Origin of the sequence: Hyunsoonleella ulvae (genome assembly GCF_016827605.1) — a bacterium.
GTDB lineage: Bacteria > Bacteroidota > Bacteroidia > Flavobacteriales > Flavobacteriaceae > Jejuia > Jejuia ulvae.
In genome coordinates, this window is record NZ_JAEPJQ010000009.1 from 1 (window position 1) to 18,808 (window position 18,808).

16 protein-coding genes are annotated in these 18,808 nt (G+C 33.4%); 5 read left to right on the forward strand and 11 right to left on the reverse strand.

Annotation, left to right across the window (positions count from 1 at the left end; all coding sequences use genetic code 11):
* Nucleotides 1–167: 167 nt before the first annotated feature.
* Both JS605_RS16585 and JS605_RS16590 read left to right on the forward strand, forming a co-directional pair.
* Nucleotides 168–2,606 (forward strand): helix-turn-helix domain-containing protein, encoded by a 2,439-nt coding sequence (locus JS605_RS16585; protein WP_203258853.1) that lies wholly within the window; start codon nucleotides 168–170, stop codon nucleotides 2,604–2,606.
* A 240-nt stretch (nucleotides 2,607–2,846) separates the two neighbouring features.
* The gene (locus tag JS605_RS16590; RefSeq protein WP_203258854.1) at nucleotides 2,847–3,344 is read left to right on the forward strand and encodes a DinB family protein; all 498 of its coding nucleotides are present in this window, start codon (nucleotides 2,847–2,849) and stop codon (nucleotides 3,342–3,344) included.
* A gap of 49 nt (nucleotides 3,345–3,393) precedes the next feature.
* Here the strand turns inward: JS605_RS16590 and JS605_RS16595 are convergent, their stop codons facing one another.
* The 10 genes from JS605_RS16595 to JS605_RS16640 all read right to left on the reverse strand — a co-directional run bounded on the left by JS605_RS16595 (nucleotide 3,394) and on the right by JS605_RS16640 (nucleotide 15,412).
* Nucleotides 3,394–3,627 carry a DUF6095 family protein gene (locus JS605_RS16595; RefSeq protein WP_203258855.1) on the reverse strand — a complete coding sequence of 78 codons (234 nt, stop codon included), beginning with the start codon at nucleotides 3,625–3,627 and terminating at the stop codon, nucleotides 3,394–3,396.
* Nucleotides 3,614–4,435: an N-acetylmuramic acid 6-phosphate etherase gene (murQ, locus tag JS605_RS16600; protein WP_203258856.1), complete on the reverse strand. Its 822-nt coding sequence runs from the start codon at nucleotides 4,433–4,435 to the stop codon at nucleotides 3,614–3,616. The genes JS605_RS16595 and murQ overlap by 14 nt, the downstream gene beginning before the upstream one ends.
* Before the next feature lie 27 nt (nucleotides 4,436–4,462).
* Nucleotides 4,463–5,929 (reverse strand): TolC family protein, encoded by a 1,467-nt coding sequence (locus tag JS605_RS16605; RefSeq protein WP_239000391.1) that lies wholly within the window; start codon nucleotides 5,927–5,929, stop codon nucleotides 4,463–4,465.
* Nucleotides 5,930–5,965: 36 nt separating this feature from the next.
* Nucleotides 5,966–7,318, reverse strand: a complete 1,353-nt coding sequence (locus tag JS605_RS16610; RefSeq protein ID WP_203258857.1) for an ABC transporter permease — start codon at nucleotides 7,316–7,318, stop codon at nucleotides 5,966–5,968.
* A gap of 2 nt (nucleotides 7,319–7,320) precedes the next feature.
* Nucleotides 7,321–8,565 (reverse strand): efflux RND transporter periplasmic adaptor subunit, encoded by a 1,245-nt coding sequence (locus tag JS605_RS16615; RefSeq protein WP_203258858.1) that lies wholly within the window; start codon nucleotides 8,563–8,565, stop codon nucleotides 7,321–7,323.
* 217 nt (nucleotides 8,566–8,782) lie between these two features.
* A complete protein-coding gene (locus JS605_RS16620) occupies nucleotides 8,783–10,990 on the reverse strand; it encodes an NADP-dependent isocitrate dehydrogenase (protein WP_203258859.1) in 2,208 nt (735 codons plus the stop codon).
* Between the two features lie 833 nt (nucleotides 10,991–11,823).
* Nucleotides 11,824–12,174, reverse strand: coding sequence for a 50S ribosomal protein L19 (gene rplS / locus JS605_RS16625; RefSeq protein ID WP_203258860.1), 351 nt, complete (start codon nucleotides 12,172–12,174; stop codon nucleotides 11,824–11,826).
* Nucleotides 12,175–12,580: 406 nt separating this feature from the next.
* Nucleotides 12,581–12,970, reverse strand: coding sequence for a hypothetical protein (locus JS605_RS16630; RefSeq protein ID WP_203258861.1), 390 nt, complete (start codon nucleotides 12,968–12,970; stop codon nucleotides 12,581–12,583).
* Between the two features lie 139 nt (nucleotides 12,971–13,109).
* Nucleotides 13,110–14,597 carry a S10 family peptidase gene (locus tag JS605_RS16635; RefSeq protein WP_203258862.1) on the reverse strand — a complete coding sequence of 496 codons (1,488 nt, stop codon included), beginning with the start codon at nucleotides 14,595–14,597 and terminating at the stop codon, nucleotides 13,110–13,112.
* A 41-nt stretch (nucleotides 14,598–14,638) separates the two neighbouring features.
* The gene (locus JS605_RS16640; RefSeq protein WP_203258863.1) at nucleotides 14,639–15,412 is read right to left on the reverse strand and encodes a TIGR02757 family protein; all 774 of its coding nucleotides are present in this window, start codon (nucleotides 15,410–15,412) and stop codon (nucleotides 14,639–14,641) included.
* Between the two features lie 82 nt (nucleotides 15,413–15,494).
* Here JS605_RS16640 and JS605_RS16645 point away from each other — a divergent pair, with 82 nt between their 5' ends.
* Complete coding sequence (locus JS605_RS16645) at nucleotides 15,495–16,670, forward strand: MFS transporter (RefSeq protein ID WP_203258864.1); 1,176 nt, start codon at nucleotides 15,495–15,497, stop codon at nucleotides 16,668–16,670.
* Between the two features lie 136 nt (nucleotides 16,671–16,806).
* Entirely contained in the window at nucleotides 16,807–17,616 is an 810-nt protein-coding gene (locus JS605_RS16650) for a hypothetical protein (RefSeq protein ID WP_203258865.1), read from the forward strand.
* A 30-nt stretch (nucleotides 17,617–17,646) separates the two neighbouring features.
* Here JS605_RS16650 and JS605_RS16655 read toward each other — a convergent pair whose 3' ends face one another.
* Nucleotides 17,647–18,312, reverse strand: a complete 666-nt coding sequence (locus JS605_RS16655; protein WP_203258866.1) for an ABC transporter ATP-binding protein — start codon at nucleotides 18,310–18,312, stop codon at nucleotides 17,647–17,649.
* Between the two features lie 214 nt (nucleotides 18,313–18,526).
* Here JS605_RS16655 and JS605_RS16660 point away from each other — a divergent pair, with 214 nt between their 5' ends.
* A complete protein-coding gene (locus JS605_RS16660) occupies nucleotides 18,527–18,805 on the forward strand; it encodes a hypothetical protein (RefSeq protein ID WP_203258867.1) in 279 nt (92 codons plus the stop codon).
* Nucleotides 18,806–18,808 lie beyond the last annotated feature (3 nt).

Genomic DNA, 18,808 nt, shown 5'->3' on the forward strand with positions numbered 1-18,808 from the left:
AGAAGTTAAGCCCATTAGCGCCGATGGTACTACACTTGTGGAAGAGTAGGTCGCCGCCTTTTTTGAAAGCACTTATCATGGTTATGGTAGGTGCTTTTTTTTGCTCGAACTTTACTTTAAAGTTTTCAATATTATTATCTTCAAGTTTTTAAAACGTAAAGTAGTTCATGATAGAGAATAGGGAGCTAGAATTGGCGTGGGAATTTGTAAACAACACCAACCGTTCTATTTTTTTAACGGGTAAGGCTGGCACTGGTAAAACCACGTTTTTGCATCGATTAAAGATGCATAGTTTAAAGCGTTTAGTGGTAGTAGCCCCTACGGGTGTGGCTGCTATTAATGCTAAGGGAGTAACAATACATTCGTTTTTTCAGATGCCTTTCGGTCCTATTTTACCTGATACTAACTTGAGTGCGGGAAAGGGCTTTAATAGAAAATTTAGCAAAACTAAAATCAATATTATCAAGAGCATGGATCTTTTGATAATTGATGAGATTAGTATGGTGCGTGCCGATTTACTGGATGGGATTGATCGCACGTTGCGCCGTTTTAGAAACCGTAATAAGGTGTTTGGCGGGGTACAGGTATTAATGATTGGTGATTTACAACAACTATCTCCTGTAATTAAAGAAAATGAGTGGGAGTTGTTAAAGCATGTATATCCCAACGGGTTCTTTTTTAGTAGTTTAGCTTTTAAGCAATGCCATGCCATTACTATTGAATTGAAGCACATTTATAGGCAAGAAAATCCTAAGTTTATTGACATATTAAATGCCATTAGGAACAATAGATTAACTGATGTTGCCGCTGCGGAATTAAATAAACGGTTTATACCCGATTTTACGCCAGAGCCTAATACGGGCTATATCAGTTTAACCACACATAACAACAAAGCTGAGGCTACAAATAATAATGAACTCGCAAAATTAACTACTAAACCGCATACCTACACCGCCGAAGTGGATGGCAAATTCCCTGAATACGCGTATCCCAATGCTGTAAAGTTAGAGCTAAAAGTAGGGGCACAGGTTATGTTTGTTAAGAATGATAGTGATCCTGCAAAACGTTATTTTAATGGTAAAATTGGCAAGGTAATTTTATTAGATAGAGACGAGGTGGTGGTACATTGCCCTGAAGATGATTTTAATATTAATGTTACGCCAGAAACTTGGGATAATATTAATTATTCGGTAGATGCAGATACCAAAGCTATTACCGAAGAGAAGATTGGTAGTTATACCCAAATGCCATTACGTTTGGCCTGGAGTATTACCATACATAAAAGTCAAGGTTTAACTTTTGAAAAGGCGATTATTGATGCTGCTGGAGCTTTTGCACATGGGCAAACGTATGTGGCTCTGAGCAGGTGTAAATCGTTAGAAGGCTTGGTGTTAAAGAGTAAAATACATTCTAACCAGATTATTAGTGATGAGAATGTAAGATCGTTTAATGCGCATGCTGAACAACATGCACCTGATGAACAGGTATTGGCAGATTCGCAAAAGCAGTTTCAGTTAGATGTAATTGCTGAAATTTTTGAATTTTACGGGTTTCTATATCCATTGAATCGTATTTTGGATGTGTACTATAAAAATAGGACGGTAATAGAAGGTAATGTAGAAGCTACGTTTCTACCTATTAAAGATTGTATTACTGGCTTTTTAAAAGTAGCTAATGGATTTAATGCACAGCTACAACAACTTGCTGAAACTGAAGCTGTGGTGGAGGCTAGTACTTTAATTCAAGAACGTTTTAAAAAGGCGATTGGGTATTTTAAAACCGAAACCGAAGTTAAAATTTTAGAGCCTCTAAAAAGGTTTGCTTTTACAACGGATAATCAAGCCATAGGTAGTGATATTACTAAACAATTAGATGCTTTTGAGGATTTGCTCACAGTAAAACTATTCTATTTTAAAGGTTTGGTAGTGGGGTTTAGTACTGAGCGATTTTTGGAGTTACGGGCTAAGTCTGTATTTTCTGGAAAAGAGAAACCTAAAAAAACACGAAAAGCTATTGTTGAAGGCACTAGTAATGTCGTATTGTTTGAAAAACTACGTTTGCTTAGAAATGATATTGCTAATGATTTAGGATTGGTACATTTTCAAATTTTTACACAGAAGGCATTGTACGCGATGTGCGAAACGTTACCTACCAATAAAAAAGCCTTATTACAAGTAAATGGTATGGGGAAAACTCGTGTTGAAAAATACGGTAATGATATTTTAAAGGTAATTCGCGCGTATTGTGATGAAAATGATATTGAAACTTCTGTGGATACTGATATTTTTGAACCTCCTAAACCCAAACGTAAAAAGGGAGATACAAAACGTGAATCCCTAGCCTTGTTTCAATCTGGGAAGTCAGTCGCCGAAATTGCTGATACTAGAGAGTTGAATACAAATACTATTATTGGGCATTTGGCAAGTTTTATGTCTTCAGGAGAAGTGAAGATTACAGATTTAATATCTGAACTACATTATCAAGAATTGAAAGTGTTAATACCTCAGACTACTTTTGAGAATTTATCAGATTTAAAACACCAGCTAGATGATAAATATAGTTATGGGGAGTTACGTTTGGTGGTTGATGCGTTGGGTAGTAGTTAGTCGTTAGTAGGTAGTCATTAGTTCTAGTTTTACCAATACCCCAAAATCCAAATTCCAAATTCCAAAACCTAACACCTAATACCTAACACCCAAAACCCAAACCCCAAACCCCAAACCCCAAGACCCAACATCCAACTCCTAATACCTAAAACCCTATTAATTTTATGTAAGGATTTGTAAGAGATTGGACTAAAACGACGTCTTGTTTGAAATTCAAAATATTTAGTTAAATTAGTGTCCATGAACTTAATTATCCAATCCACGCTTAAAACACTTCGCAAATCCCAAATTTTACTAGATAATTTATCCAACGCTCAGCTGAGTGATGCTTCGGTTTCCCCTTACTATTCTAGTATTGGATGTCACATCAGACATATTTTAGATTTTTATGATTGTATTTTTAATGCTGAAGAAGGTAAAGTTGATTTAACAGCTAGAAGTAGAAATAAAGCTGTAGAATGTGATTGTGGGTGTGCTGCAGATTACTTAACTCATATTATTGATAAATTAAATACTGCTACATTTAATATTGATGATGTTGTTTTAGTTACTGATGATTTAGGGTTAGGAAAAACAGAAATACCTTATACTTATGGTGCTTTGTTAGCACAGGCTAATAGCCATACCATTCATCACTATGCCATTATTAATTATATTTTTGATAGTTTAGGTATTGAGATTAATGATGATGAGTTTGGCTATAATCCAACGACACCTAAGGAGATTTCTACAGAATAATTTTATAGTGTCTAGATTGCGCTTTAGCTAAAAGCGTGCGTATACATTATTACTTCTTTTTAAACATACTATTCATAATAGTACGTATGCCTTTAAATAACATTACAACAGCTAAAGCAGAAATTGCACAACCTACTATAAGCAAAGGATAATGCAATTTATCATCGGGTTTGCTAAATGCAAAGCTTAATAATATTGGCCCCATAAATAAACTTAGCAAAGCAAAAACAAGAGTTTTTATACCTTTAAATAATACTTGTTTATCTGTTCTATTTTCTTCCATTGTTATACTGTTTTATGGCGTTGCGTACACTTTTATGTTGGTTTAGCAAATGTAAAGCTTCTTCCTCAGATACATGTATTTCTTTCATTATCATTTTTGTACCTCGATCAACGAGTTTATTATTGCTCAATTGCATATCTACCATTTTATTGCCTTTTACATGTCCTAGTTGAATCATAGTAGATGTGGTTATCATATTCAACACTAATTTTTGAGCAGTTCCAGCTTTCATTCTAGAGCTACCTGTAACAAATTCAGGACCAACAATCACTTCTATAGGATATTTAGCAGTTAATGATAAAGGACTATTATGGTTACATGTAATACATCCTGTAATGATGTTGTTTTCGTTACATTGCTCTAAAGCAGATATAACGTAGGGTGTAGTACCAGAAGCTGCTATCCCGACAACTACATCTTTAGAGCTTGTGTTATGCTCCTGTAAATCTTTCCAACCTTGCGTTGTAGAATCCTCAGCAAATTCTATAGCTTTTCTTATGGCTGAATCTCCACCAGCGATTAAACCAACAACTAATTCATGTGGTACGCCAAAAGTTGGAGGACATTCAGAGGCATCAACAATACCCAATCTGCCGCTTGTTCCAGCTCCCATATAAAATAAGCGCCCCCCATTTTTTAATTTTGAAACTATTTCGTGAACTAAAGTTTCAATTTGAGGTAATGCATTTTCAACTGCAAGTGGAACGGTCTTATCTTCTGCATTAATGTTTTTTAATAGTTCTGCTACACTCATCTTCTCCAGATGATCGTGGTTGGAATCTTGTTCTGTGGTTTTAATGAAACTCATACTTCAAAAGTATGAATAAATCAACGTTTAATCATAAAGAATATCTTCAACCTCTATTTTTTTGTCATTAATAAAATCATATAAAGTTAGTCGCCTAAGTATGTAATAATCCTGCCAAAACTTTTGAAGTGAGTTGAGATATTCTACAGATGCTTCGTCTTTTTCCTGAAGCGCAATATTTAAATCAGTAATTGTAATCTTACCAAGTATATATCTTTTTTTAGAAATATCATATCGTTTTTGTGCTACTTCTTTAGCTTTTTCAGCCGTCAATAAAAATTCTCTTTGGTTAGACCAGTTTAGTACATGCAAATAGATCTCTTGCTCAAATTCCTGTTGGTCTTGGTCAATATTAGTTTTGGTTAAATCTAAATCAGCTTGTGCCATTTTTATACGCGATTTGGAAACACCCCAATCAAATATTGGAATACCCAAAGAAACCGTTACATTTTGCTGTCTATTAAAGTTGTTAAATAGGTTATTAAAATCATTACCGTTGTTGGAAATTCCAAAATTGGCATTTACTCTTACATTTAACCTATTGTTCCCTTTTTGAAAAGCTACTTGTTTTTCAGCTTCTAATCGTTTTCTTCTAAATTCGATAACGGCTTTTCTGTTTTGTTGCGCTTCTTCCAGAGCTTTATCTATTTCAACATTAAAAAGAGGTAATTCTTCAGGAACCAATAACTCTATATTTTCATTATTTAAACCTAAATATCTAGATAAATTTTGAGAGGTTCTTTTTAATTCAATTTCATTTGTAGTAACATCGTTTCTGGAGTTTAAGAGTGTAAGTTCCATTTGCAACAAGTCATTCTCAGCAATTTTTCCTATTCTAAACCTACCTTTAGCAATTTGATAGAGCGTGTCTTGGTTTGATAGATTTGTCTCAGCAATTTCTAATTGTTTTTGTGCTCTTAGCAATTGAAAATAGCGTCTTGATGTACTTACCGAAATCTGCTCCATATTTTCGATAAATTCTCTTTTGGATTCTTCATAAACTAAAGGTTCAATTTTCTTATCCCATTTAAAAGGATTAAACAATAATGAATTTTGAAAGTAGTTTACAGTAAAAGGAATAACGGAATATCCTATATTATCATCGAGTCCAAACAATTCAACACGTTCTAAATTAGTGTTAATTGAAAGTGTCCCTCCTGTATAAGGTATACTTTGCGAGATGGACAATCCACCTTCAACACGAAGTTGATTTTGATTTACAAAAATATCCTGCCCAGCATCATTTGTAATTCTTTGTACTTGATTTCGATAATCTGGCAAAGTAGCTTGAAGCCTTAATTCTGGTAAAAACCTAGCTTTATAATTTCTAAATCGCCAATAATTACGCTGATTTTGATTAAGATTTATTTTGTAATCGGGAGATTTTTGTTGTGCTATATCTATAGCTTCGCTTAAAGTTATTTTTTTTGATTGTGAAAACAGAAGCAAAGGAAAAATAACAACAATTAAATTAAAATAGATTGTGTGTTTCAAAAGATGAGATTTATGATTGATGACTATTTTGATTTTTTATTCTGATCGCAATGCTTCAATAGGCCTTTTATTTGCCGCAGATTTAGCAGGAAATATTCCAAATACTAATCCAATTATTACTGCAATAACAAATGAGATTAATATTGAATTTATTGATAAAATGGTTTCTATGCCAGAGGCAATTTCTATAATATAAGCACCCAAAACTCCCACAATTATTCCAATAATACCTCCACCAACACTTATTAAAACAGATTCTGATAAAAATTGTAGAATAACATCTTCTTCTGTTGCACCAATAGCGCGCATGATACCAATTTCTTTAGTGCGTTCTAAAACAGATGCCAACATAATATTCATAATCCCAATACCACCTATTAATAAGGATATACCTGCTATAATACTAAGTACTATGTTGAATATTTGTTTAGTTTTCTGCTGTTGTTTTAATAGTTGAATAGGAATCGTGATTTCAAAATCCAATACGTCATTATGTCTTCTTTTGAGCATTCTGCTTATAACTTCAGCAGTAGCTTTCAATTCATTAGAGTTGGATACTTGTATAGTGAGTTTATCTATTTGGTGGTAATTACCCCTTGGTATTCTTTTTTTAGGTCCGTCTGGTTTCCTGCTGCTGGCTGAAAGATTATCTGTTATAATTTTTCGGTCTCGATAGCGGACTAAAAATGTTTTTATGGGAATATAAATGTCCTGATTTAGATCTCTTATTCCTAAATTTTCTTGTGCCTTATCAGAAATTAGTTTTTCTTCTATCACACCTACTACTTGTAACCAAACATCTTTTACTTTTATGTGTTTGCCCAAAGCACTTTGGCCAGTAAATAATTTTTTTTCTACTTTTCTTCCAATGATGCATACAGGTAAAGCATTGTTACCTTGGTATTCTGAAAAGAACTTTCCTTTCTCTATTGCTATATTGGCAACATCAAAAAAAGTAGACTTAACCCCAACAAGCTTTACAGAGTTTTGTTTCCCATTATTAATAACGTAGGTGTTCATTATTATTTCTGGGCTAACATTTTTAACGGTTGGGATAAGTTTGGCAATTTTATTGGCATCTATTATATCGAGCCCTTTAGAGAATTTTTTGGATTCGCTTTTTTCGCTATTTTCTTCCTCTGTGTTATCCTCAGGATCTTTTTCGTCTGGAATAGGAGTAATAACAATATTGTTAACACCAACTAGTTCTAATTGAGATAAAATTTCTTTTTCTGCACCATTTCCAATAGCTAGCATTGTAATAACCGCGGCAACACCAAAAATAATTCCAAGAGCCGTTAAAAAGGTTCTAAATTTATTGGTCTCAATTGCATGTATAGCCTCAGTGAAATTAGACTTTAGTTTTTCTAAAAGTATTTTGTCTATCATTACTATTGTAATAGAGTTATACTTTTATCTTCAGTATCTTGTGGTTTACTTAAAAAAACAGTTTCATTCTCTTTCAATCCGTTTTTAATAATTACCATATCGTTGTTGGACATGCCTAGCTCAATCTGTTTTTTTTCTATAGAGTATCCAGATTTCACATAGGCAAAACTGATTGAATCCTTACTGAAAACAGCTTCTAAAGGCATCATTAGTACATTGTCTTCCTCATGCGTAAGTATTTTATTTGATGTGGTCATTCCTGGCCTTATATTTTCGTTGGTTTCATTCAATTTAATTAGTACCTGAAATAATTTTACATCAGAACCTCTTTTGTTTTCTCCCACATTAGCAACATCAGTAACAATTCCTGAGAGTTCTATTTCTGGAAATGCATCTAAGCCAACAACAACGGGTAGCCCTTTTTTTATTTTTCTAATATCTACTTCATTACTATAGGTTTTAGACTCCATTTTGTTTAGATCTGGTAAGCTGGCTATAGCAGGTTCCCATGGAGATATCGTAGAGCCTACCTTCTTTTTATTGCCTCCCCAATCTTTAACATAGGTTACCATACCAGCCTCTTCGGAATAAATGGTAAATTCTTTTTGTAAGTTGGTTAGTTCTTCAATTTTCTTTTTAATTTTTGACACCTCGGTACCTACTTGTACCATTTTCGCAACAGCTTTTCTTTTTTTTATGGAGTAGTCTTCTTTTCTTTCTCTAAGGTCTCTCTTGTTTTTTTCTATTTTTATTTCTAGCTGCCTTATTGTAGCTGGTGGCTCATAGATAGATTGACTTAGTTCTAGCTCATTCTCTTCAATACTGAACAATAAATCTTTTATTTTGTTTCTCTCTTCTTTTAAAGTTAATGTAGTATCAAGCTGTTGTTGTGTATATTGAGATTGGGCTTTTTCTAGATTTAACATGGCATCGTTTATTTTGCCATTTACCTCTGAAGCATCGAGTTTACCTATGTATCCACCTTTTTTAACAACAGTACCTTCAGCAACCAAATCTTGAATTTTAATTTGGTAAATATTAAATCTTCTGGCATTCATAGGGCCATTGATTTTTTTAGAACTTGTGGATTGTGCTTCTCCAGAAATAATAACTTCATTGACAAATTTACCTTTCATAACCTTTGTAGTTACTGGTGAATTTTCATCGTTATCACTACCCAAAAGGGCGTAAGCAATAATTAGGGTAAGGATTATAGCTCCAACTATAATCAGTCTTTTTTTAGACATGTTTTGTTTGGTTTTTTGATGGATGATTGTTCAAATGTAACTATTAAAATAAATAAAAATCTTAAGGAGTAGTTAAATTCTTATAGGTACAATATAAGCAACGTAACATTTAACTTAAAATTATATTTTAAGCTACCTATTTGAATAGTTGTGTTTTATGAATAAAAAAAGCTCCTGAAAAAGGAGCTTTTTAAAAATTATGATTTTGTGATACTATTTATTTAATGATAGCATTAAATGTAGTACTAGGTCTCATTATAGCATCGGCAACATCAGTTGGTTCATAATAACCTCCTAAGTCTGTCGGTTCCCCTTGAATGTCTATTAATTCTTTTACAATAGTATCTTCATTATCAGATAGAGATTTAGCTATAGAGGCAAATTCTGCTTTTAGTTCAGCATCATTGTCTTGGTTTGCTAATTCCTGTGCCCAATACATGGCCAGGTAAAAATGACTTCCTCTATTATCTAATTCATTAACTTTTCTGGAAGGTCCTTTTTTGTTTTCCAAAAGTTGTTCTGTAGCATTATCTAAAGCTTCTCCTAGAATCTTCGCTTTTGCATTATCATTTACTTCAGCATAATGTTCCAGAGATACCGCTAAAGCTAAAAACTCACCTAAAGAATCCCAACGTAAGTGATTTTCTTCAAGTAATTGTTGTACATGTTTAGGAGCAGATCCACCAGCACCAGTTTCAAATAAACCACCACCATTCATCAATGGTACAATAGATAACATTTTAGCACTTGTACCAACTTCTAAAATTGGGAACAAATCTGTTAAATAATCACGTAATACGTTTCCAGAAACAGAAATGGTATCTTGTCCTGCTTTTAACCTTTCGCAGGTAAACAAAGTGGCATCAACAGGTGATAATATTCTTAAATCCAGACCATCTGTATTATGGTCTTTAAGATAAGTGTTTACTTTTTTAATCAGTTCAGCATCATGAGCTCTATTTTCATCCAACCAAAATACGGCTGGTGTTTGTGACGCTTTAGCTCTTGTAACAGCTAATTTAACCCAGTCTTGGATAGGTGCATCTTTAGTTTGGCACATTCTCCAGATGTCACCTTCCTCTACATCATGCTGTATTAATACATTTCCAGAAGCATCAATTACTTTAACAACTCCACTAGAAGCGATTTCAAAAGTTTTGTCATGACTTCCATATTCTTCGGCTTTTTGAGCCATTAAACCTACATTTGGCACGGTTCCCATTGTAGTAGGATCAAAAGCACCATTCTTTTTACAAAAATCTATGGTTGCAGCATATACACCAGCATAGCTACTATCAGGAATTACAGCTTTGGTTTCTTGTAATTCTCCATCAGCATTCCACATTTTCCCTGAAGTGCGAATCATTGCTGGCATAGAAGCATCTATGATAACATCACTCGGTACATGTAAATTGGTAATTCCTTTATCGGAATTTACCATGGCTATTCCTGGGCCTTTTTTGTAAGTTGCGGCAATGTCAGCTTCAATTTCTGCACGTTTATCTTCTGGTAATTCTTGAATGCGTTCTAGTAAATTTCCGAGACCAGAATTAACATTTACACTAAGTTCTTCTATAATAGCACCATGTTTTGCAAAAACCTCTTTAAAAAATACTTTTACGGCGTGTCCAAAAATAATTGGGTCGCTAACTTTCATCATAGTACCTTTCATATGTAATGAAAACAGGATACCTTTATTTCTAGCATCTTCAACCTGCTCTTCAAAAAAGCTAATTAGTGCTTTTTTGCGCATTAAAGTAGCGTCTATAATCTCTCCTTTTAGCAAAGGAAAACTATTTTTTAGTATAGTAGCATTACCATTACCATCCGTATGTTCTATAGTAATAGTTGTAGCATCATTAAGTGTTACTGATTTTTCGTTATTGGCAAAATCATTATCACTCATGGTTGCTACATGCGTTTTAGAATCACTTGTCCATTCTCCCATGGAATGCGGATTCTTTTTAGCGTAATTTTTTACTGCTTTTGGTGCACGTCTATCACTATTTCCTTCTCGTAAAACTGGATTTACCGCACTACCTTTAATTTTATCATAACGAGCTTTAATATCCTTTTCTGTATCGTTTTCAGGATCGTTAGGATAATCTGGAATATTGAAGCCTTTAGCCTGTAATTCTTTTATAGCCGCTTTAAGTTGCGGAATTGAAGCACTAATATTGGGTAGCTTTATAATATTAGTTTCGGGTTTTTTAGCCATATCACCAAGTATAGCCAAGTCATCGGAAACCTGCTGATCTTTGTTTAAAAAATCAGGAAAAACAGCTAAAATTCTCGCGGCTAAAGAAATATCCCGGGTTTCTATTTCGATACCAGAAGATTTTACAAATGCCTTAACAATAGGTAATAAAGAACGTGTTGCTAGGGCTGGAGCCTCATCAGTTTTAGTATAAATAATTTTAGACATGTGCGTCGTAGTTTTTTTGTAATTGTAAAACTAAAAACAGTAGAAAATAGACGATTCGTTTTTAGCGACTGCGAATATACAAAAATTGGGATTTATTAAGGAAGCATATTTAAATGAAAAGATTGCTGTTATTACACATTTAAGATTATTTTAATAAAATCTTTGTAGAATACGAATTTCTTAAGAATTATAGCTGGATAGTACTAAAAAAACAAAAGCCATATCATCATAGAATTTAATCTAAATTATGACATGGCTTTTTGAAATAACCTCACAAGATCTACATTCGGGTAATATTACCAGAAACAGTTTATGGGGTAAACCTTAAACTTTTCAATTCAAGCTTAGCTACTTCAATGAAACATTTGTTGTGATTTTCAAAATGTATTGACCTATCGCAAAATGTTTCAGAGGGTTGTTTTTCTCTTTTTGTATGGCTTTATAACTACACTGTGTGCATTTATACAAGCCAAACCTCACTTTTTCAAAACATTTTAAGTTTTTGCTTTAGCTTTTAGTAGTTTTTTATTCTAGCAATTTACATTGAGTTGAATATTGCACCACTTCACGGTTTTATCATTTTAAGTGAGAATACTTAAAAATTTAAAACCTCGAAAAACAACAATATGTAAAGAACGTTACTTTAACAGAATTAAGTAAAAGCTTTTGAGCTTATTACTTACCCTGTCACTAAATTAAGCAAAACTATTTTGGTTTCAAACTTTATAATTAATTATATATCAACTGGTTATAAACCATAGTTGTTAACTTTTGTTAATAAAAAAAGCCTTGGATTGTAATCCAAGGCTTTTACACTTATTCTTAAGGAAGTATTATCTTCTCTCTTCTTTAATTCTAGCTTTCTTACCAGTAAGCCCTCTAAAGTAGAAAATACGTGCGCGTCTTACTTTACCACGTTTGTTAATTTCAATTTTCTGTAAAGCAGGTAAGTTTACTGGGAAAATACGTTCTACACCAATAGAACCAGACATTTTTCTAATGGTAAATGTCTCAGAAGTTCCAGAACCTCTTCTTTGTATTACTACACCTCTAAAAAACTGGGTTCTTGTTTTGTTCCCCTCTTTAATTTCGTAGTAAACGGTTATTGTATCACCAGCACTAAACTCTGGTAAGTCTTTTTTTGTTACAAATTCGTCTTGAACAAATTTTACTAAAGATTCCATTTCTTTTTAATTAAAAATAGTTGATTCGAAACAACATTCACGATTCTCGCCAGAGGTTAACCCGAAATTGGCTGCAAATATAATTAATAATTAACAATGCACAATTAATAATTTATTTTTTATTTGGGTGTTACCCTAGCGGGTCGGGCTTTCACTACTCGCTCTCTTCGAGGAGCTCAAACATGCCGTTCAATCCCTAACACGGGGGTGTTTGCTGGCTTTGGTTTTAGCGCTTTATTGTTTTGCTTTTTTGGGAGGTTCGTTTGACCAGTTTGATATAACCGTCAGCTACGGGTTTATATGCGTTTATTTTCGGTTTAGTACTGGCGTTAGCAATTCCGAGTGGATTCGGACGTAGTCGAATCCGCCGTAATTGCTGTTATATTTTGTTGTGCAACGTATTTTTTCATTCCATTATTTTTTGGATAATCATACTATCAATTACAAAAGGTAAAAGCACTGTTCCTATTACCACAATTAGAGTCGGAATTATATCAACTCTCTTTTCGGGATATTGATTGATTTCAGATTCACGTTTAAAAATCCAATAATATGGAATTCGGATTATCTTATATAGTATTATGAAAATCAGCGTCATTTGAGAGCCAAAATAGACAAGTGATTTATTAGCATTTGCAAAATAATATTCATAAACAATCCCTAAAATCAAAATAGCTATTGAAATCAACAAATATTTCAGAAATACCTTTTTTCTTTTCAGCTTTTGTTGGTCAAAAATCAGAAGCCAAAGAAATGGAATAAAGAGGAGGAAATAAATTACTTTTTCAATGTTCATTTCTAATTATGATTCTGTTTTTCATATGTTGCACAACGTGGTCACGGATATTCGCCGTTACTTTAATGGCTTATATCCGCCGGTAAAAGAAGTTAGAAGAAATTTTTTGCAAAGTCAAGTAAAAGCGTACTTATAATTATTAATATTTAGCAGCCTTCCCTTTAGCTAGTGATTCCTTTATGAAATCTCTTAAATCATCATTGGCTTGTATTAAATCCTCGTGACGTAAATACATCATATGGCCGCTTCTATAGCCTCTAAAAGTAAAGCGGTCTTTTAGTTTTCCGCTAGGGTCTACTTGCCACATGGTATACTTTGCTGCAAAGTAAGTAGTAGCGCCATCATAATAGCCCGATTGTATCAGCACCTTTAAGTAAGGATTTTGTGCCATAGCTTGTCTTAATCCATCACGAACATTATCATTGCGTCTATCCCAGGGATGCACATCACCAAACATGTTGTATTTTACATCAGTCTTAAAGTTTAAATGCTCGCGTAAGTAATAATTAATAGCAGGGGTAAACGAATGATTCCAAGACATTAACTCAGGGCTGTAATCTGGACGGGAACCAGCTTCTGTTTTATCAAGTCCCAAATATCTGGAGTCTAGACGGCCAATAGTTTGTCCAGTTTTGTGCCTCAACAGGTCTTTCCAGAAAAAACTGGTAGGTACATCTAGGTTATTTTGTAGAATTGATGTTTTGCTCAATCCCGTATAATATGCCATTTTTTCTGCTACGTTTTGTTTTTCACTTTCATTAACAAAACCTCCTTTAGCCAATGTTGGCATCAAGGTGTTTATGGCAAAGTCTTCTGCTTCGGGTAAAATATCTAATAAGTCTTTTTGCTGTAGTGCATTAGGTAGTACTTTATGGTACCATGCCGCTGCGGTAAAATAGGGTAAATTAAGCGAAGAATATACTGGTTGATTTGTGTTGTATAGTTTATAATCGGCTGGACTTACCATAATTACACCATTTAAATACATCCATTGCTCATCTTGTAATGCTTTTGCGAGCCCCATTACACGGGTGCCACCATAACTTTCTCCTATAATATACTTTGGCGATTCCCATCGGCTTTTTCGTGTTACAAACGTATTAATCCATTCTGCTAGGTATTTAATATCAGCATTAATGCCAAAAAATATATCTCGTTTTGGTAGCTTGCCCTCCTTGTCTTCTACCATTCTGGAGTAGCCGGTATTTACTGGATTAACATAAACGATATCTGCCACATCTAAAATAGAATTAGGATTGTCTTGTACACCATAGGGCTGTACAGGAAACCCCTCATCATCAATCTTTAAAACTTTTGGGCTTGTATAACCAATATGCATCCATACTGAAGCAGAACCAGGCCCTCCATTAAAAGAGATGAGCAATGGTCGTTTATTAACCTCCTTAATATTTGTACGTTGATAATATGTATAAAAGAGTGTAGCAATTGCCATTCCCTTATCATTCCATACAGGTTGGGTTCCTGCAGTAGCCTTGTAGGTTATAGATTGTCCTTTTATGGTTGTGGAATGGTTGGTAACTACCATAGTGTCTACAGGAATCATTCTTTTTTGGGCAAGCCCCAAAAGAGAGCTACTTATTAAAAAAATACAAAGAAGTTTTTTCATAATACTATTTAAGTTTTGTTTAAAGGTAATGAAATCTATGGTTAAAAATTTTCAAAAACACCAAGTCCAAACAATGCAAAATCGTATTTCACAGGGTCTTTAGCATCCAATGTTCTTAGGTTTTTATCTAATTCAGCCAGTGCTTTTCCATCATTTTGTTTACGTTTTAATAAACCTAATTTTCTGGCAACATTTCCTGAATGTACATCCAGCGGACATGATAATTGACTAGGGGAGAGGCTATTCCAAATTCCAAAATCTACACCAGCATTATCTTGCCTTACCATCCATCGTAAAAACATATTAATACGTTTTGCTGCAGAGTTTTTTAAAGGATCGCTTACGTGTTTTTCAGTACGTTTTAAATGGTTTATTTCAAAAAATGTAGCCTTAAATTTTGAAATAGCGTTTTGCAAGGAATTTATTTCAGCATATTTAGAAAATAATGTTTCTAGTCCATCGTGGTTATGATAAATGTGGTGTAATGATTTTATGAATTGAATACAGTCGTCCCCGTTAAATGTTCGATGTACAAAAGGTTGGATTTTTTCTAGATCACTGTTTTCGTAGTTGCTTATAAAATTATGTGGCGCATTGTCTAGTAAATCCATTAAACGTTTTGCATTGTTAATGATGCTTTTGCGGTTGCCCCAGGCGATGGTAGCCGTTAAAAAACCGCTAATTTCTATATCTTCTTTTTTAGAAAACCGATGTGGTATTTGTATGGGGTCGCTTTCAATAAAAGAAACGTTATTGTATTGGTTGGTTTTAGTATCTAAAAAGTCTTTTAATTCTGCCTTAGGTAGTTTTTTCATATAAATTTCGTAGTTCAGCAAAAATACTTGTAATTAGCTAAATAAAATGCAGACTTAACGTTTAAATAACTAAAATGTATTGATGCTAAACAAAAAATATATTTTACCTATTATTGTGTTTTCACAATTTTGTTGCACGTCGCTGTGGTTTGCGGGTAATGCTATTATAAATGACCTAATATCTAATTTTAATTTAGAAGCTTCAGCATTAGCACATTTAACCTCTGCAGTTCAATTTGGATTTATTACAGGTACTTTTGTATTTGCTATTTTAACCATTGCTGATAGGTTCTCGCCATCAAAAGTATTTTTTGTTTGTGCTGTTATTGCTGCATCTTTAAATGTTTTAACCATATTAGAAACTAATACTTTACAACGTTTGTTTTTTATCCGGTTGGGTACAGGATTTTTCTTAGCAGGTATTTATCCTGTAGGTATGAAGATTGCTTCAGATTATTTTAAGGACGGTCTAGGTAAATCGTTAGGATTTTTAGTAGGGGCTTTGGTGTTAGGTACCGCATTTCCACACTTTTTGAATTTTTACAGCCAAAGTATATCGTGGAAGGTTATTGTGTACTTTACATCTGGTATTGCATTAATCGGTGGGTGTGCCATTGTGTTTTTTGTGGGTGATGGTCCCTACAAAACTAAGCTTGAAAAATTTGATATTAGTTTATTTTACAGTGTGTTTAAGATTAAAAATTTTAGAACTGCTGCTTTTGGGTATTTTGGGCACATGTGGGAGCTTTATGCTTTTTGGGCGTTTATACCCGTAATTTTACATGGGTATTTAAGACTTCATGACAATGTACAATTTAATGTGTCATTATACAGTTTTATTATTATTGCCTCAGGAGCTATAAGTTGTGTACTATCAGGGTATTTATCTCAAAGGTTTACACCTAAAAAAGTGGCAACTTTAGCTTTGTCTCTTTCTTTTTTATGCTGTTTGTTGTCGCCTTTGTTTTTCGTTTTAAATACTAAAATCCTCTTTTTTGGTTTCCTTATACTCTGGGGTATGGCTGTTATAGCCGATTCTCCATTGTTTTCAACTTTAGTGGCTCAGAATGTGCCGAGTAAGGCTAAAGGTACAGCTTTAACTATTGTAAATTCCATAGGTTTTGCTATTACAATACTTAGTATTCAGTTATTGAACATACTTCAAAATCATATAGCATCTAAATATCTTTTTTTAGTTTTGGCTATTGGTCCAGCACTAGGGTTACTGGGTTTATATAGATCGTATGTTAGGTTATAATGGTAAGAAATAAACCAGTTTTTTTACAAAACCTGCAGTACATCGATAAAATACCTTCTAAAATACATTTTATTCTTTTAAAATTCAATATTTAAAATTTCAAAGCGTTATTTTGTTTATAAATAACAAGTCTATTATGAGAAAATTTATAATTCCTATTCTTGCGATTTTTTTAATGAATTGTGAAGAAGAAGAAAATCTGAGGAATGCAGATCCTGATGTGGCGATAGAAGCCTTAACCGAATATGCAATTGTCAGCAAAATTTATCAAGATGTTGGTAATAACAGTGGAGATGCTATTTTAGAATCTGAAAATTCTTCAACAACATCAAAGACAATAAATAGTAAAAATGATGAGCCTATTATTACTGTAGAGCCTTTAGATTTTACAACTTTCCCTAAAACTATAACTATTGATTATCAATCTGGTGTGTTATGTAAAGATGGTATTACCAGAAAGGGAATTGCTACCATTGTTTCTAGCAATTGGTATGGAGAGACGGGTAGTACGCATGTTACTACGTTTAACAATTATTATCACAATGAGTTTAAGGTTGAAGGTACACATTCGGTAAAAAATTTAGGAAAAAATAGTGATGATAATTTAGAGTTTAGTGTAGTTATTGAAAACGGAAAAGTTACAGCAAGTAATGGTGCTAGTATCAATTATACTGAAAACTCCACTAGAACTTGGATTGCTGGAGCTGATACTCGTTTAAATATTTGGGATGACGAATACTTATTGGATGGTACTCAATCTGGAGTGAGTTCTAAAGATGTTGAATACATGTTAACTGTTGAAGAGCCTCTGCATTTTGTATTACTTCCTAGAAGTATAAAATCTGGAATTTTAGATGTAGATGTTGCATCTATTCAGGATATAAAACTTAATTATGGAGACAATACAATAACCATATTGGGGAAAACATATCCGTTTGGTAATTAATTACCGAAGGGTTTGTGTTTAGTTGAAATGTTAGGTATTGGTAATGTTTCCATCCACCATTACCAATTTTCTATCTGCCATATCAGCTAATTCTTCATTATGGGTAACAATTACAAAGGTTTGTCCCAACTCGTCTCGTAATTTAAAAAATAGCTTATGAAGGTGTTCTGCAGATTCACTGTCCAGATTGCCAGAAGGTTCATCTGCAAAAATTAAATCGGGTTTATTAATTAAAGCCCTCGCTACAGCAACACGTTGTTGTTCGCCTCCTGATAATTCATTGGGTTTATGGTTGTATCGATGTGATAATCCTAAAAAGTCTAGTAATTCCTTAGCACGGGTTTCAGCGTCATTTTTTTTAGTTCCCTTAATAAAAGCGGGCAAGCATACATTTTCTAAAGCGGTAAATTCTGGTAAAAGTTGATGAAACTGAAAAATAAAGCCAATATGCTCGTTCCTAAATTTTGCAAGTGCTCTGTCATTTAATCCTTTTACTTCAATAGTATTGATTTGTAGATTGAAATCTTGAGTTTTAGAAGCTCTATCCAACGTGCCTAAAATTTGTAATAAGGTAGTTTTTCCTGCTCCTGAAGCACCTACAATGGAGACAATCTCCCCTTTTTTTACGTCAATGTTTACACCTTTTAATACATGTAAATCATCATAATACTTATGTATGTTTTTTGCTTTTATCATTTAGAAGTAAATAACAGGCGTGAATTTACCATTTTAGAATGTGTTGCACAATTTTGTTTTATGTCTTTTATGATTTTAATCGCAGATGCTATACATTGCATTAGCAGAGCTATACCAAATAGTTAAAAAAATGAAATGTTTAATGGTTTTTTGAAATTGATTGGAAGTAGTTTTGGTATGTTTCTTGCTTTCAATATATCAAAATAGTTGTTGAATGAACAAATACAAAAAATTAGCACTTAGTATTCTTTTTGATGCTATGGGATATGTTTCATTTCTTATTCCAGGCATTGGGGAATTTACAGATGTAATTTGGGCTCCCATTGCGGCTTACTTAATGACAAAACTCTATAAAGGGAAAACTGGTAAAATAGCTGCTGCTGTTGCCTTTTTAGAAGAAATGGCTCCAGGTTTAGACGTTATGCCAACGTTTACTTTAATGTGGTTGTATACTTATGTGATTAAAGGTAAAGAGACCATTATAGAGGTGTAAACT

What these genes read in the sequence shown, in the direction of transcription:
- JS605_RS16590 (WP_203258854.1), top strand. Translation starts at nt 2,847, where the DNA reads ATGAACTTAATTATCCAATCCACGCTTAAAACACTTCGCAAATCCCAA.
- JS605_RS16640 (WP_203258863.1), bottom strand. Translation starts at nt 15,412, where the DNA reads ATGAAAAAACTACCTAAGGCAGAATTAAAAGACTTTTTAGATACTAAA.
- JS605_RS16585 (WP_203258853.1), top strand. Translation starts at nt 168, where the DNA reads ATGATAGAGAATAGGGAGCTAGAATTGGCGTGGGAATTTGTAAACAAC.
- murQ (WP_203258856.1), bottom strand. Translation starts at nt 4,435, where the DNA reads ATGAGTTTCATTAAAACCACAGAACAAGATTCCAACCACGATCATCTG.
- JS605_RS16645 (WP_203258864.1), top strand. Translation starts at nt 15,495, where the DNA reads ATGCTAAACAAAAAATATATTTTACCTATTATTGTGTTTTCACAATTT.
- JS605_RS16635 (WP_203258862.1), bottom strand. Translation starts at nt 14,597, where the DNA reads ATGAAAAAACTTCTTTGTATTTTTTTAATAAGTAGCTCTCTTTTGGGG.
- JS605_RS16595 (WP_203258855.1), bottom strand. Translation starts at nt 3,627, where the DNA reads ATGGAAGAAAATAGAACAGATAAACAAGTATTATTTAAAGGTATAAAA.
- JS605_RS16655 (WP_203258866.1), bottom strand. Translation starts at nt 18,312, where the DNA reads ATGATAAAAGCAAAAAACATACATAAGTATTATGATGATTTACATGTA.
- JS605_RS16620 (WP_203258859.1), bottom strand. Translation starts at nt 10,990, where the DNA reads ATGTCTAAAATTATTTATACTAAAACTGATGAGGCTCCAGCCCTAGCA.
- JS605_RS16615 (WP_203258858.1), bottom strand. Translation starts at nt 8,565, where the DNA reads ATGTCTAAAAAAAGACTGATTATAGTTGGAGCTATAATCCTTACCCTA.
- JS605_RS16660 (WP_203258867.1), top strand. Translation starts at nt 18,527, where the DNA reads ATGAACAAATACAAAAAATTAGCACTTAGTATTCTTTTTGATGCTATG.
- JS605_RS16630 (WP_203258861.1), bottom strand. Translation starts at nt 12,970, where the DNA reads ATGAACATTGAAAAAGTAATTTATTTCCTCCTCTTTATTCCATTTCTT.
- rplS (WP_203258860.1), bottom strand. Translation starts at nt 12,174, where the DNA reads ATGGAATCTTTAGTAAAATTTGTTCAAGACGAATTTGTAACAAAAAAA.
- JS605_RS16610 (WP_203258857.1), bottom strand. Translation starts at nt 7,318, where the DNA reads ATGATAGACAAAATACTTTTAGAAAAACTAAAGTCTAATTTCACTGAG.
- JS605_RS16650 (WP_203258865.1), top strand. Translation starts at nt 16,807, where the DNA reads ATGAGAAAATTTATAATTCCTATTCTTGCGATTTTTTTAATGAATTGT.